This is a genomic window from Acinetobacter sp. YH16040_T (assembly GCF_024605785.1).
Lineage (GTDB): Bacteria > Pseudomonadota > Gammaproteobacteria > Pseudomonadales > Moraxellaceae > Acinetobacter > Acinetobacter amyesii.
Genome location: NZ_CP094541.1, coordinates 2,240,450 through 2,253,854, shown reverse-complemented (window position 1 = coordinate 2,253,854; position 13,405 = coordinate 2,240,450). Strand labels below are relative to the sequence as shown.

The window sequence follows — 13,405 nt, the reverse complement described above, 5'->3', positions numbered from 1 at the left end:
GGTGTGAGTACAGTAAGAAGTCAAATTTAAAGATACAGTAATAAAAAACCGTACACGGCGTACGGTTTTTTATTTTTAAAGCACTTATGAATTAACGCATTTTCGCCAAGAAACGACCTAAACGAGTGAGTGCTTCACGTAGTTCATTTTCAGCAGGCAAGAACACCACACGGAAATGATCAGGTGTCGGCCAGTTAAAACCTGTACCTTGAACCAAAAGCACTTTTTCAGCACGGAGGAAATCTAACATGAATTTCTCATCGTCTTGGATTGGGTAAATTTCAGGATCCAATTTAGGGAAGCAGTACATTGCACCCTCTGGTTTCACACAAGATACACCTGGAATATCATTCAACATTTCCCAAGCAATGTTACGTTGTTCATATAAACGGCCGCCCGGACGGATGAGATCATTAATTGATTGATAACCGCCTAAAGCTGTTTGAATCGCATATTGCGCTTGGTGGTTGGCACACAGACGCATCGACGCCAACATGTCTAAACCTTCAATGTAGTCGAGCGCACGTGATTTATCGCCTGTAATTGCCATCCAGCCCGAACGGTAACCTGCAATTCGGTATGCTTTCGATAAGCCATTGAAAGAAATACACAACTGATCACCTGCCAATGACGCAACAGAAACATGTTCAATACCGTCATAAACGATCTTGTCGTAAATTTCATCAGCAAACAAAATTAAGTCGTATTTCTTCGCAAGAGCCACAATTTGCTCAAGCACATGACGTGGGTAAACCGCACCTGTTGGGTTGTTCGGGTTAATCACCACGATACCGCGGGTATTCGGGGTGATTTTACTTTCCATGTCGGCAATATCTGGATACCAGAAATTTTCTTCATCACATTTATAGTGAATGGCAGTACCGCCAGAAAGGTTAACTGCTGCAGTCCACAATGGATAATCTGGCATTGGCACCAGCATTTCGTCGCCATCGTCGAGCAAGCCTTGCATTGCCATCACGATCAGTTCAGATACGCCATTTCCGACATACACGTCATTGACGTGCATGTTTAAAATGCCTTTTTGCTGGTAGTACTGACAAATTGCTTTACGCGCAGGGAAGATGCCTTTTGAGTCGGTATAACCAATTGCATTTGGCAGGTTGAGTGCCACGTCGTTAATAATTTCTTGAGGTGCTTCAAAACCAAAAGGAGCAGGGTTACCAATATTTAATTTAATAATTTTATGGCCAGCCTCTTCCATCTCATTGGCCGCTCGCAACACTGGTCCGCGAATGTCGTAGCAAACATGCTCGAGCTTAGACGATTTCTTAATTTCGCGTGGGGTGTTAAACGTATTCGGCATTTTTATATTCTCGGAAAGAGTGGAGGTCACTTTTGCATAACGGTATAAATAGCTTTTAAATGTCTCGGTCGTTACTAAATCGAGATGATGTTCGTCTCTGAGTAAAGCAACTATTTTTTCATGCGTAAACCCTGCCTGTTGATATTGTTTGATCACGGGCAGCAGATTTTTAAAAATTACGCTCTTTTTCTGCGACATTTTTTTATCCTGAGCAAGAGTAGGGCTAAGATTATCACTAAAGTTGCTCACAAAAAAGCATTTAATTTGGTATTTTGCTCACCACGATTTTATATTTGCTTACTTTTTGCTTTTTTGGTAATTATATAGATTTTGTAAATTGTTGAATAAAGACTAGAAATTTAAGAATGAATGACGTAAATATAGGATTATCCTATTTTAAATACCACGATATAAAGGGACGTCATCATGGGAAAACTCAATAAAACAGAAAGAGAATGGCAAAGAGAATTGTCACCAGAAGAGTTTCGCATAACGCGTCAGAAAGGCACGGAGCAAGCTTTCACTGGAAAATATTGGAATACGAAACAAGCTGGCACGTATGTATGTCGTTGTTGCGGGGAACCGCTTTTTTCTTCTGAAACAAAATACGATAGCGGTTGTGGTTGGCCGAGCTTTTATAAGCCAATTGAACCTGCTGCGGTGGAAGAAAATGTAGATACGACACACGGTATGGTCAGAACAGAAATTGTTTGTCATCATTGTGACGCACATTTAGGGCATGTTTTCCCTGATGGACCACAGCCGACTGGATTGCGTTATTGTATTAATTCAGCATCCTTAGAATTAGAAACAAAACAAAAAAATGATGAGGAAACTTATCCATGACCACCATTCACCAGTTTGAAGCAGAATTACTGGACGGAAGTAATAAATCCTTTGCAGATTATGAAGGCCAGGTTTTATTAATTGTAAATACCGCTAGTAAATGTGGATTTACTCCTCAATTTGCTGGTTTGGAGAAAATTTACGAACAATATAAAGATCAAGGTTTTGAGGTTTTAGGTTTTCCATGCAACCAATTTGGCGGACAAGATCCGGGTTCAAATGATCAAATTGGCGCATTTTGTCAAAAAAACTATGGCGTATCTTTTCCGATGTTTGCCAAAGTGAATGTAAAAGGCCCTGAAGCGCATGTGATTTTCCGTTATTTAACCAATAACTCGAAAGGCGTATTGGGTAATGGTATTAAATGGAACTTCACCAAGTTTTTAATTGGCAAAAATGGGCAAGTTATTAACCGCTATGCACCCACGACCAAGCCTGAAACATTGAATGAAGATATTGAAAAAGCTTTGGCTCAGTAAAATGAAGTGAATCATTGGCCGAACTGAGGTTGATATAAAGGCGCGGAAGCGTCTTTATTTTTTTGGATGTTTATACTGAAGTCTCTTTATTTGAAGGTCATAACATTGTTTAAGCAGATGGTTAAACGTCGAATTTGTGTTTTAACGTTTTTTTTACTTGTATGTGTGGGGATAGCTTGGGCAGATAGCAATCCAAGTGCATCTGAACCTACAAAAATGTCTGTTGTTGCAAGCAATCTAGACCGCACGACAGATGCTCGGGTCAATGCATTATTGCAATTATTAAAAACACCTGTTGAAGAATACCAACCTACGCGTGTTGCCGATGTAATTGATCCACATGTCAAACCGAAAATGTATGAAGTCTCTTGGGTAAATGCACCACAATATGTGCTGTCTGCGTCTGAAATGAAAACATATAAGCATCCTGTCAAACTACAGCTCACTGTGATTGCTGCAACAGGCTATATTGGTAGCTCAAAACTCATCGCAAGTTCAGGCTCTAAAAGCTTTGATCAAAAAGTACAAAAATCCCTATTGGTTGCGCGACTTGAACCTATTCCGATGGTTGATAAAAATCTCAGTTATACCGTTGAATATGAATTTACTCTTCATCCACCTCAATAAGCTTATAGCAGAAGGCAAATTTTGAGTTCCATAAATGATCTGTTATTACTGGTGGATCTAATTGATAAAGAAAGATATTACTTTGCAACTAGCTAAAACCTTTCAGTGTCTGTTTGTCTATACGCTTTACAACAATTCGTTATGACCATACTTATTTTTCATACAGCGTTTAACAGTGAGAGAACCTCGAACATTTAAATTGAGTGCAACATTTGATTTCTAATAGTGTTCAATGATTTCTTAATGATTGTTTATAAATAATTATTGCTAGATGATTAGCTCTGAATGATTGTTAAGAAATGACTCAAATAAAAATGCCCCAAATTTGGGGCATTTTTTGTTTTAAGCAAAACACTTTAAATCAATTAAAGTACTGCTTTTAAGCGACGAATCACTTCTTCACATTGGGTAATATCAGCAACCAGAGCTAAGCGGACATGGTTTTCACCCGGATTACCTTGTGCTGTATCACGTGATAAATAACGGCCTGGAAGCACTTTAACGTGTGCTTTTTCCATCAGCATTTTGGCAAAAGTTTCATCATTATCCACTTTTAACCAGTAGTAGAACCCTGCATCAGGTTTTTGTAATGGTAGTAGGTGACCCAGTTCGCGTTGGAATAATTCAAATTTTGCACGGTACTGGACGCGGTTTTCTTCGACGTGTGCTTCGTCATCCCAAGCTGCAATTGAAGCCAACTGGTGTTGAACAGGCATCGCAGCGCCATGATAAGTACGGTATTGTAAATAAGGTTTTAAAAGCGCTGCATCACCTGCAACAAAGCCAGAGCGCATACCCGGTAAGTTAGAGCGCTTAGACAATGAGTGGAATACCACGCAGTTTTTATAGTCATCACGACCCATTTCAGCACAGACTTCAAGCAGACCAATAGGTGCTTCATCAAACCAAAGTTCTGAGTAGCATTCATCAGATGCAATCACAAAATTATATTGGTCAGATAGTGCTATCAGTTTTTTAAACTGTTCTTTAGAGAGTACGGCACCTGTAGGATTACCCGGTGTGCAGACAAACAGTAAAGCGGTTTTTTCCCAAACTTCAGCTGGTACAGCGTCAAAGTCGCCAAGGTAGTTATTTTCTTCTGTACAGTTGATGAAGTAAGGCTCTGCACCCGCAAGTAAAGTTGCGCCTTCATAGATTTGGTAAAACGGATTTGGCATCACCACATAAGGGGCATCTTCACGTTTAACCAAAGCTTGTACAAACGAGAAGATCGCTTCACGTGTACCTGATACAGGCAGGACGTTGGTATCTGCACTGATGCTATTGAGTTTAAAGCGACGGGTTAACCAATTTGCAATACTTGTGCGGAGCTCAGGTAAACCTTTACTGTTTGGGTAAGTGGATAAGTGCTGAAAATTATCAATAATGGCCTGTTTCACAAACTCCGGTGCAGGATGCTTTGGCTCACCAATCGATAGGGGAATCAAAGGCAAATCTGCGGGTTTCACATCCTGAAATAGCTTATTTAGCTTTTCAAATGGATAAGGGTGCAATAATGACAAACTGGAGTTCATGGAATGGATACCGATCAATTTAAGTTAATGATGACTACAAACCTGATTCGATGCTTCATCGAGTGCTGACTTTAACTGTGCAGCAAACGTTTCCGCTTCTGAATCACTCATAGGTGAGCCATCTTTTTTAGTGACATAGAAAATATCTTCAGCACGTTCACCGAGCGTTGCAATTTTCGCAGAGTGAATATCTAGACCTTGCATCATAAATAAACCACCAACTTTAGCAAGTAAGCCCGGATGGTCAAGTGTCGCAATTTCAACCATATTTTGTTGAAGTGCTTCATTGAAAGAAATACTCACGGTATTTTCAATATCAAAATGACGCAGTTGACGTGGGATACGACGTTGCATCAGGCCTGGATACTTATCAGATTGGCTTAAGGCTTTTTTGAGCGCTTCAATAACAGTTTGCTCACGTTCAGGATCTGTTAATAAGGTGCCAAAACGGTCAAGTACAACATAAGTGTCCAAACTAAATGCAGTGGATGCAGTGATAATTCGAGCATCCTGAACATCTAGATTCATTCTGTCCAAAATAGCCACTGTGGTCGCAAACAAGTTAGGTTGATCTTGAGTGTAAATAAAGATCTGTACCGCATCTTGTGCAAATTTGCGATGTGCTCGCATCATCACCAATGGTTCTGCATTATTGCCATGTTTTAAAATGGCGCGTGTATGCCATGCGATTTCATCGGCAGATTCTTTTAGGAAATATTCATCACCGAGTTCTTGCCAAACAGTTTCTACATCGTAGAGCGCAAAATCATTGACTAACAGTTCGCTGGCCGCAAATTTAGTGTCTTCGATCAGCATTGGATAGTCTACAGGACGACCCAAACCTGAACGAATCACATCACGCGCTTGTGTATACAGTTGACGCATGAGTGATGCACGCCATGTATTCCAAAGTGTCGGATTGGTTGCGTTGATATCAGCAACTGTTAAGGTGTAGAGATAGTCGAGATGTTCCATATCACCCATTTTCTCAGCAAATTCTTTCACCACATCTGGATCGGAAATGTCTTTTTTCTGAGAAGTAACGGACATCAATAGATGGTTTTGAATCAACCATGCGACAAGGTTACATTCACGTTCAGTAAACCCATGGGTACGGCAGAAATCAATTGCATCCGCAGCACCAAGTTCACTATGGTCACCACCACGACCTTTGGCGATATCATGGAAAATTGCCGCTAAATATACGATGTCACGGCGCGCCAGTCGTTGGAATACAGAGCTAACGACAGGGAAGTCCTTGGCAAATTCAGGTTCTTTAAAACGGTTTAAATTACGCAGTAATAACAGGGTATGGGCATCGACAGTATAAATATGGAACAAGTCGTATTGCATGAGTCCCATGATTTGCCCAAAGGCAGGAATATAGTTGCCGAGCACGCCATAACGTTTCATCGCCACCATGGTGTCGTATAAACGGTAGGGTGAGCGAATGATCGCCATAAATAAGGCTTGATGTGCAGGATTGTCACGGAAGTTTTGATCAATACGTTTTGCCGCAAGAGACAATAGACGTAAAGTTCGGGCACGAATCCCTTCAATTTCTGGACGATTCGCCAAGAGGTAGAAAATTTCTAAAATAGCACTTGGATTTTCAGAGAAAATTTTATGATGCTGCACCGCCAATTTGCCATCGACTAATTTGAAGTTGGCATTGATCTCTTCAATCTTACGTTCATAGTCAGGCAAGCGTGGCGTGATGACCGATTCATTGAAATAAGCCAAAAGCATTTCATTCAAAGTCGTCACTTGCTGAGCGCTACGGTAGTAACGTTTCATGAACTGTTCGATTGGATAATTCGGTGATTTGCCTTCTTCACGCTGATAGCCAAATTTAGCGGCAATGTCACGTTGATAATCAAACAGTAAGCGGTTTTCGTCGCGCTTGGTTAAGCGATGTAAATGATGACGGATTTCCCAAAGAAAGCTTTCTGTTTCTTCAAGAACGCCAAGTTCAAACTCTGAAATAAAACCTAGATGTACAAGGTCATAGATGCGATTGACACGGAAATGACGCTTTGCAATCCAACCGATTTGGTTGATGTCGCGGATACCACCGGGCGCATTTTTAATATCGGGTTCTAAGTTGCTTTCGGTATTGTTATGTTGAGCATAGCGTTTGGCTTGCTCTTGCATTTTGGCATCATAGAAGGTTTTATCCGTCCATGTCTGTGACACGATACGGCGTGGCCATTTGGCTAGGTGTTCATTGCCCACAATCAAACGTGCTTCGATCAGCGCTGTTGCCACGGTTAAATCATTGGTGGCTTGAGCAACACAATCGTTAATAGTACGTACACTGATGCCCGGTTTGAAATTACCAACATCCCAAAGTGTTGAAATAAAGCTGGAGATGAGTTTTTCTTGTTCTGGGCTGATTTCATCTTCAGACAAAATCATGATATCGACGTCGGAGTATGGCAGCATTTCACGGCGACCATAGCCACCTACAGCAAACAAACCGAGATCGGTTTGGTCGAGTTCAGCATGTGTCCATAAGAACTTTAAGGCTTCATCGATTAGATTCGAACGAGCCAAAATCACATCACGAATCGACTGTCCATTTTCAAAGCATTCCTGTAGCTGATTTTCAACATCTGAGCGCCATTGGTTAATCGCCTGAATGTCGTGGTTACTTTTAATGTAATTCAGCAGAGGAAGCGTATTGATCATGAACAGTGGTCCGTTAAGGTGTTACAAACTTAGTTTTGTTGAACACTGACTTGTTGTGCAGCATGTTGAGCAAGTTCACGCGCGTGATCTGTGGTTTCAGCGCGTGCTGTTGCTACGCCCATACGGCGACGTTTAAAGCCTTCTGGTTTACCAAAGAGGCGTAAATCGGTGTCTGGATTAGCCAAAGCAAGATTTAAGCCAGTAAATGATAAATTGGTATCATCCACGCCTGCATAGATGACTGCGCTCGCAGCAGTACTGTGTCGAGCAGTATTCACAGGCAGACCAAGAATGGCACGTGCATGCAGTTCGAATTCGCTTTGGAATTGCGATGCAAGCGTGACAAGGCCTGTATCGTGTGGACGAGGTGATACCTCACTAAACCATACTTTATCGCCTTTGACAAACAGTTCCACCCCAAAAATGCCACATCCACCTAATGCAATGGTTACTTTATTGGCAATACGCTTGGCTTCCTCTAAAGCAAGAGCAGTCATGAGTTGTGGCTGCCAACTTTCTACATAGTCACCAGCGTCTTGGCGGTGGCCAATCGGGTCGCAAAATGATGTTTCAATTTCACCTGTTTCTGCATTTTTTGCACGAACAGTCAGCAGGGTGATTTCAAAGTCAAAGTCAATTTGTGATTCCACAATCACAGTACCTTGATTTACACGTCCACCTGTTTGTGCATATTCCCAAGCAGCATCGACTTCATCAAAGCTTTTTACACGTGACTGTCCTTTACCCGAAGACGACATGACAGGCTTAACAAAGTTTGGATAGCCAATGTCATCGCATGCAGCACGGAACGCTTCAAGGGTATTGGCAAATCGGTAGGCTGAAGTCGGGAGTCCAAGCTCTTCGGCAGCTAGACGGCGAATCCCTTCACGGTTCATCGTCAGGTTGACAGCTTTTGCAGAAGGAATGACAGTGGCAATATTTTGTTCTTCGATCTCGACTAAAACTTGAGTCGCAATAGCTTCAATTTCAGGAACAATCAAATGAGGCTTCACTTGAGAAATTAAAGCTTTAAGTGCCTCAGGATCTGCCATATTTAAAGTATGAGAAAAATGTGCAACTTGCATGGCAGGAGCATGGTCATAACGATCGGCAGCATGAACTTCTACACCCAAACGTTGCAATGAAATCACAACTTCTTTACCGAGTTCACCAGAACCTAACAGTAAGACTTTATACGCTGAAGACTGAAGTGGAGTACCAATAGTGACGCTCATGTAAATCATCCATGCTTGATTTTATGGGAATTTAAGCATAGCAGAACTTGTTCGAGAGATAAGAGAGTGTTCACATAAATAAATGATATTGTCCAACAATTTTTTTTATATCTTTATGGGGGAGCGTTCGTGTAATTATTTATCTGTTAAAATCTTTAAAAAGTGGTAATTAGTTGTTTTTAGTTAAATTCACTTTAAATATGCCTACATTTTTTACAGATGCAGGGAGTGGCTCAATATCCAAATTTGCACATTGCAGTGCACGGAGCTGCACAGATGTTTGACGGAAGTTGGGCCAGTACAGCAATCCGAGCAGTGGTACGGCGCATATGCATATAATCAATATTAAGCTAATTAAAATGGCAGTGAAATAGAGCGCGTCTGCAGCTACCGATAGAAGGTGAAATGATGAATTGAGCCATGCGCCAATGCTGAAAATACACAATAGAAAAATCAATAAGAAGTCGGTCAGCTGCAGAAAATTGCTAAACAAGCGGGGTATCGATATGTGTGAAAACATCAGGCGGCGTGGATGTAAGTGCAGAATCTGCTGTGTGTAGTTATATAAGCCCACAATCGTCTTTTGCTGATTTTTCTCTATATAAATGGCGCGGATCAGATCTGCAGGTTGGCAATGTACAGCGCAGAAATTACCACTGAACAGCTGGCTTTGAATGAAGCATTGAAAATATACGCTTTCGATGGGCCTATGCAGTCCCCAACTCAATTTAGATGGTTGTCTAGAATGAATATAAATTTTGCCTTGAATACAATGGTACTTTGCCATCTATGGGGTTTCGCTAGATTTTTATGTTATGCGTTGACTATCTCATAAATATTGCTAATTAAAAGGCACAGGCTGAAGAAGCTTGTGCTTGAGGTTTTTATTTGGATTGTCGCTGACTCAGCTTTAGAGATGAAAAGGTATATAGGTATAGACTAAGCCGTAAGTCAGTGCCGCAGTCAGTGTAGCAGGGACAATTTTTTTAAACTTGAAATACAAGCCTGCAAGCACAGCAAAACCAACCAACATGGCAAAGCTTTTATTTGGTGTCTCAAGCAAAGGTGGTAAGGTTGCAACCACCAACATTGAACTAATTGCGGCAATGCCAATCGAGCCCAAAGCGATTTTGAGCCATAAAGAACCACGCTGCTGTGAACCTTGCTGAAATTTCTGAATTACAAAAAATGGCCCAAACCGTGATGCAAAATTCGCAATTCCGACCAAGATCCCGACCAAGATAATTTCTAGATTCATGATGCTTCACCCATATGTTCAGGATCAGGTTTTTTTAAGACATAATGTTTGAATAAACCGGCAAAAATACCAGAAGAAATACCGATAAAAATCGCGGCAGACAAGTCGATAAAGTAGCAGGCAATTGCAGAAACAATAATTGTAACCGTGACCACAAATGTATGTTTTTTCTCAAATGCTGCGAGTAAAAAGCTTAAAAACAATGCAGGCAGTAGGAAGTCGAGTGCGGCTTGTAAAAATTGTGGAAGGTTGCTGACTTGATCGGCAAATAAACCGCCTAAAAATGAGCCTGTTGCCCAAGACAGCCAACTAAATAAGCTGAGTCCTAACATCCAAGATTCTGACCATTCTTGACGACGTTGCGACAGTTTGATCATGCCTGATGCGAAAACTTCGTCGGTTAAACCCCAAGCCCAAACTGCCGTTTTCTTTAAATTGAGTCGGTCTTGAATCAAGTTTTGTAAGGCAGGGCCATAGAGTAAATGGCGGATATCGAGGGCAATTACAGTAAGAGCAGTCATCCAAATAGATGTTCCACTTCCAAGTAAAGCAACGACGAGAAACTGACTGGCACCTGCATACATAGAGCATGATAAAAATAAGGCTTCCCACGCAGTGAAACCAAATTGAGTCGCGGACACCCCAAATGCAAAAGAAACAGGAAGATAGGTAAAGATAATGGCTTGACTATCTTTAGCACCTTGCCAAAAACCCGCAGGCTGAACTGTAGGAAGTTTGTGCTCAGACACGACACACCTTTGAAAGAGTTGAACAACAGGTCAAATGATGATTGAGTATTGTACGCGAATTCACTAGCATATTGCCGAATATGTTTGCTGAAATGAGCCGGATATGCAGAGGTTAAAGATGCGTGGGATACTGATTGTTTCATTATTGAGCAGCACGGTGTTGTTGCAGGCCTGTGGTAATGATGGAGCTGAACAAGCTCAAGTCGAAATTAAAGCAGCACCTAAATTAACCAATGATGCAACGGAGTATGCTGCCAAAGCTTGGGCGTTTATCAATGAAGTCGATCCGATTGTTTATGCAAAACAAGTCGATCAGATGGAAGAGAAAGTTCGTATTCCAGCGCGTAAATTGAGTACCGAATGGCGTATCAATGTCAAAATGACCGATTCTGTGACTGAAGGTAAATATGCACTGTGTCGTAAGGCTTTAACAAGTCTGGAAATTTGGGCACGTGAAAGCATTGATCAGAGTTCGACTGTTGCACAGAAGCAAGCTGATTATGAGCGTGATAAAAATCAATGCAAAGGTGCGATTGAAAACCCTGAACTTGGAAATACCGATCCGAAAAAAGTAGGCGTTTAACCCGATCAAAGCAGTGAAGATTCACTGCTTTTTTTTGGAAAATATCAAAAAACAAGAATAAATCTATAAGAGAGGATTGGAAAATCCTCCTCAAAGTATCGCTATTTCATATAAAAATTAAATCAGACTGCTGTCTTGGTATTGAGCTAAATTCCAAATTGTATGGTTGTTTTTTGAAGTCAAATAGATAAAAAGCATTGATTATTAAGTACATAATTATTTTTTATAAAGATTCAGTGATAAAAAATACTCCATTTTAGAACGCCAGTCGTCTGTCCTTCCCTTTAATTAATATTTTTAAAATATTAATAATACGAAGTATAGATAATGTGATAAAAAATTAAAATTATCAGTATTTGATAAAATATGTAAAAATAACTGCGTAAAAGATGAAGTATGTAAATTAAATTAAAGACGTTGAATAGGTGATTAAGATGAAAAAAACATTAATGATGTTATCGGTTTTGGCTGTTTTGACTACAGCAGTCAATGTACAAGCAGCAACTGAAGACAAATCAGAAGCATCAACTCAAGAAGTTGCAGCATGTACAAATGGTTTTGACAGTGTAAATGTTTGCCAATTATTGTCTTGATCAAAATTCGATAAAGCGAAGTGCCACAAATAAAAGCAAAATAATTATAAAGAATCATTCTGGTGCAATTAAATGCACTTATTTAAATCACAAATGTCAGACATCATGCACAGGAAGTGCATGAGCAATCTGATGTAACTGCGCTAGATCTAAAATTTCAATTTGTTTAAACGCTACACGAAGCACCTGCATTTTTTCCAACTGCTGAAGCTCCTGATTGACTGATTGTCTTGAGCAATTCATCAGTTGCGCGAGTTGTTCCTGTGAGATGTGTATGGTGTGTTGCTCAATTTCCAAATGATTTCCATATCCATTTAAAATAAACAGCAGACGCTGTGCGAGACGTTGACTTAAACTTTGCGTTTGTAAGGCTATGAGTTCCATAAAGGCATAGCGAAGTTTTTGACTGGTGAGCTGGGCAATATGAAACCAAAACTCAGGGTGTTGTTGTAATAATTGCTGAATTGCTTGAGCCGGTAAGTGTAATAAGGTGGACTTTTTGGTACAGATGGCATCGTGAGAACGTGGTAATTGGTCAACCAAGGATATTTCGCCAAACCACATAATCGGCTCAGCAATGGCGGCAATCGCTTCTTTGCCATGAATATCAATATAGCCTAAGCGAACTGCGCCTTCTAAGACCGCATACATACCATTAAAACGCTGTCCTGATAAAAAAACACGTGCGTCTTTTTCGAAAGTTAAGGTCAGGGCATGGCGGCAGATAAAGTCTTGGAAGGAAATATTTAAGCCTGAATACCACACATTTTTATTGAGTTGATGCACATATTGAGCGTCCAGCACAGCATATCCTTATTTTATGGTCCAACTTGTCTATTAGATGACAACTTTATTGATGCATTTTTTATATAGTGAAATGAGTGAATGAACAAGGAGTAAGTTGATGAGCAAACTTGAAAAGCTGCTAAGCCAATATGCAGCATATCATTTGGATCGAAAAAATGTGCTGACACATTTTGTGGGTATTCCGCTTATTGTATTTTCGATTATGTGTCTAACCGCACGAGCAGGGCTGATGATTTCAGGTTTTGAACTGACCCTTGCATTGTTGTTGATTATTGCCAGTGTCATTTATTACCTGAGTTTAGATAAAATTTTCGGTTTGATTATGCTTTTGGTGTTTGCCGTCACATATCCCTTAGCCTTAATGATCGCAAAAATGAGCCTTATGTCATGGTTGATCTGGAGTGTGGGGATCTTTGTTGTGGGTTGGATCATCCAATTTATCGGTCATTATTATGAAAAGAAAAAGCCTGCGTTTATGGATGATGTTATTGGCTTGGCAATAGGGCCTTTATTTGTCCTAGCAGAATTTGTGTTTCTACTCGGCTTTCGTAAAGAGCTTGAACAACGCATGTTGACAGAAGCAAGAAGACAGCGTGCAGAGATGGATGCAAAAGCATTACATATTGCTCAACCATAAATGAGTTGAATAAAAAAGCCGGATAATTCCGGCTTTTTTTG

14 protein-coding genes are annotated in these 13,405 nt (G+C 40.5%); 6 read left to right on the top strand and 8 right to left on the bottom strand.

Annotated elements, in window-relative coordinates:
• Window positions 1–91: 91 nt before the first annotated feature.
• The gene (locus MST16_RS11095; RefSeq protein WP_078189059.1) at window positions 92–1,522 is read right to left on the bottom strand and encodes a pyridoxal phosphate-dependent aminotransferase; all 1,431 of its coding nucleotides are present in this window, start codon (window positions 1,520–1,522) and stop codon (window positions 92–94) included.
• A gap of 228 nt (window positions 1,523–1,750) precedes the next feature.
• On the opposite strand from MST16_RS11095, the gene msrB reads away from it, so the two are divergent.
• From msrB to MST16_RS11080, 3 genes are all read left to right on the top strand, one after another.
• Window positions 1,751–2,170: a peptide-methionine (R)-S-oxide reductase MsrB gene (gene msrB, locus MST16_RS11090; RefSeq protein WP_180004102.1), complete on the top strand. Its 420-nt coding sequence runs from the start codon at window positions 1,751–1,753 to the stop codon at window positions 2,168–2,170.
• Window positions 2,167–2,649: a glutathione peroxidase gene (locus MST16_RS11085; protein WP_180004104.1), complete on the top strand. Its 483-nt coding sequence runs from the start codon at window positions 2,167–2,169 to the stop codon at window positions 2,647–2,649. The genes msrB and MST16_RS11085 overlap by 4 nt, the downstream gene beginning before the upstream one ends.
• Before the next feature lie 105 nt (window positions 2,650–2,754).
• The gene (locus MST16_RS11080; protein ID WP_180067007.1) at window positions 2,755–3,276 is read left to right on the top strand and encodes an energy transducer TonB; all 522 of its coding nucleotides are present in this window, start codon (window positions 2,755–2,757) and stop codon (window positions 3,274–3,276) included.
• A 365-nt stretch (window positions 3,277–3,641) separates the two neighbouring features.
• Here the strand turns inward: MST16_RS11080 and dapC are convergent, their stop codons facing one another.
• The 6 genes from dapC to MST16_RS11050 form a co-directional block, all read right to left on the bottom strand.
• Window positions 3,642–4,811 (bottom strand): succinyldiaminopimelate transaminase, encoded by a 1,170-nt coding sequence (dapC, locus tag MST16_RS11075; RefSeq protein ID WP_180012094.1) that lies wholly within the window; start codon window positions 4,809–4,811, stop codon window positions 3,642–3,644.
• A gap of 24 nt (window positions 4,812–4,835) precedes the next feature.
• Window positions 4,836–7,502, bottom strand: a complete 2,667-nt coding sequence (gene glnD, locus MST16_RS11070) for a [protein-PII] uridylyltransferase (protein ID WP_168379649.1) — start codon at window positions 7,500–7,502, stop codon at window positions 4,836–4,838.
• A gap of 29 nt (window positions 7,503–7,531) precedes the next feature.
• Window positions 7,532–8,746, bottom strand: a complete 1,215-nt coding sequence (gene purT / locus MST16_RS11065; RefSeq protein ID WP_171263820.1) for a formate-dependent phosphoribosylglycinamide formyltransferase — start codon at window positions 8,744–8,746, stop codon at window positions 7,532–7,534.
• A 160-nt stretch (window positions 8,747–8,906) separates the two neighbouring features.
• Window positions 8,907–9,524, bottom strand: a complete 618-nt coding sequence (locus MST16_RS11060) for a hypothetical protein (protein ID WP_180012092.1) — start codon at window positions 9,522–9,524, stop codon at window positions 8,907–8,909.
• A gap of 123 nt (window positions 9,525–9,647) precedes the next feature.
• Complete coding sequence (gene ygaH / locus MST16_RS11055) at window positions 9,648–9,995, bottom strand: L-valine transporter subunit YgaH (protein ID WP_078189050.1); 348 nt, start codon at window positions 9,993–9,995, stop codon at window positions 9,648–9,650.
• Window positions 9,992–10,744: an AzlC family ABC transporter permease gene (locus MST16_RS11050; protein WP_078194362.1), complete on the bottom strand. Its 753-nt coding sequence runs from the start codon at window positions 10,742–10,744 to the stop codon at window positions 9,992–9,994. The genes ygaH and MST16_RS11050 overlap by 4 nt, the downstream gene beginning before the upstream one ends.
• Window positions 10,745–10,847: 103 nt before the next feature.
• Here MST16_RS11050 and MST16_RS11045 point away from each other — a divergent pair, with 103 nt between their 5' ends.
• Window positions 10,848–11,327 (top strand): hypothetical protein, encoded by a 480-nt coding sequence (locus MST16_RS11045; RefSeq protein ID WP_180004110.1) that lies wholly within the window; start codon window positions 10,848–10,850, stop codon window positions 11,325–11,327.
• 434 nt (window positions 11,328–11,761) lie between these two features.
• On the top strand, window positions 11,762–11,920 hold the full coding sequence (locus tag MST16_RS11040; RefSeq protein ID WP_180133541.1) for a hypothetical protein: 159 nt from the start codon (window positions 11,762–11,764) through the stop codon (window positions 11,918–11,920).
• 96 nt (window positions 11,921–12,016) lie between these two features.
• On the opposite strand, the gene MST16_RS11035 is transcribed toward MST16_RS11040, so the two are convergent.
• Window positions 12,017–12,724: a Crp/Fnr family transcriptional regulator gene (locus MST16_RS11035; protein ID WP_168379643.1), complete on the bottom strand. Its 708-nt coding sequence runs from the start codon at window positions 12,722–12,724 to the stop codon at window positions 12,017–12,019.
• A 100-nt stretch (window positions 12,725–12,824) separates the two neighbouring features.
• Between MST16_RS11035 and MST16_RS11030 the strand changes: the two genes are divergently transcribed.
• Window positions 12,825–13,364 carry a DUF962 domain-containing protein gene (locus MST16_RS11030; protein ID WP_180012090.1) on the top strand — a complete coding sequence of 180 codons (540 nt, stop codon included), beginning with the start codon at window positions 12,825–12,827 and terminating at the stop codon, window positions 13,362–13,364.
• The last annotated feature ends 41 nt before the right edge of the window (window positions 13,365–13,405 follow it).

Bases quoted from the DNA above. Each gene is read 5' to 3' on its own strand.
- MST16_RS11095 (WP_078189059.1), bottom strand. From the start codon at position 1,522: ATGTCGCAGAAAAAGAGCGTAATTTTTAAAAATCTGCTGCCCGTGATC.
- msrB (WP_180004102.1), top strand. From the start codon at position 1,751: ATGGGAAAACTCAATAAAACAGAAAGAGAATGGCAAAGAGAATTGTCA.
- MST16_RS11085 (WP_180004104.1), top strand. From the start codon at position 2,167: ATGACCACCATTCACCAGTTTGAAGCAGAATTACTGGACGGAAGTAAT.
- dapC (WP_180012094.1), bottom strand. From the start codon at position 4,811: ATGAACTCCAGTTTGTCATTATTGCACCCTTATCCATTTGAAAAGCTA.
- glnD (WP_168379649.1), bottom strand. From the start codon at position 7,502: ATGATCAATACGCTTCCTCTGCTGAATTACATTAAAAGTAACCACGAC.
- purT (WP_171263820.1), bottom strand. From the start codon at position 8,746: ATGATTTACATGAGCGTCACTATTGGTACTCCACTTCAGTCTTCAGCG.
- MST16_RS11060 (WP_180012092.1), bottom strand. From the start codon at position 9,524: ATGGCAAAGTACCATTGTATTCAAGGCAAAATTTATATTCATTCTAGA.
- ygaH (WP_078189050.1), bottom strand. From the start codon at position 9,995: ATGAATCTAGAAATTATCTTGGTCGGGATCTTGGTCGGAATTGCGAAT.
- MST16_RS11045 (WP_180004110.1), top strand. From the start codon at position 10,848: ATGCAGAGGTTAAAGATGCGTGGGATACTGATTGTTTCATTATTGAGC.
- MST16_RS11040 (WP_180133541.1), top strand. From the start codon at position 11,762: ATGAAAAAAACATTAATGATGTTATCGGTTTTGGCTGTTTTGACTACA.
- MST16_RS11030 (WP_180012090.1), top strand. From the start codon at position 12,825: ATGAGCAAACTTGAAAAGCTGCTAAGCCAATATGCAGCATATCATTTG.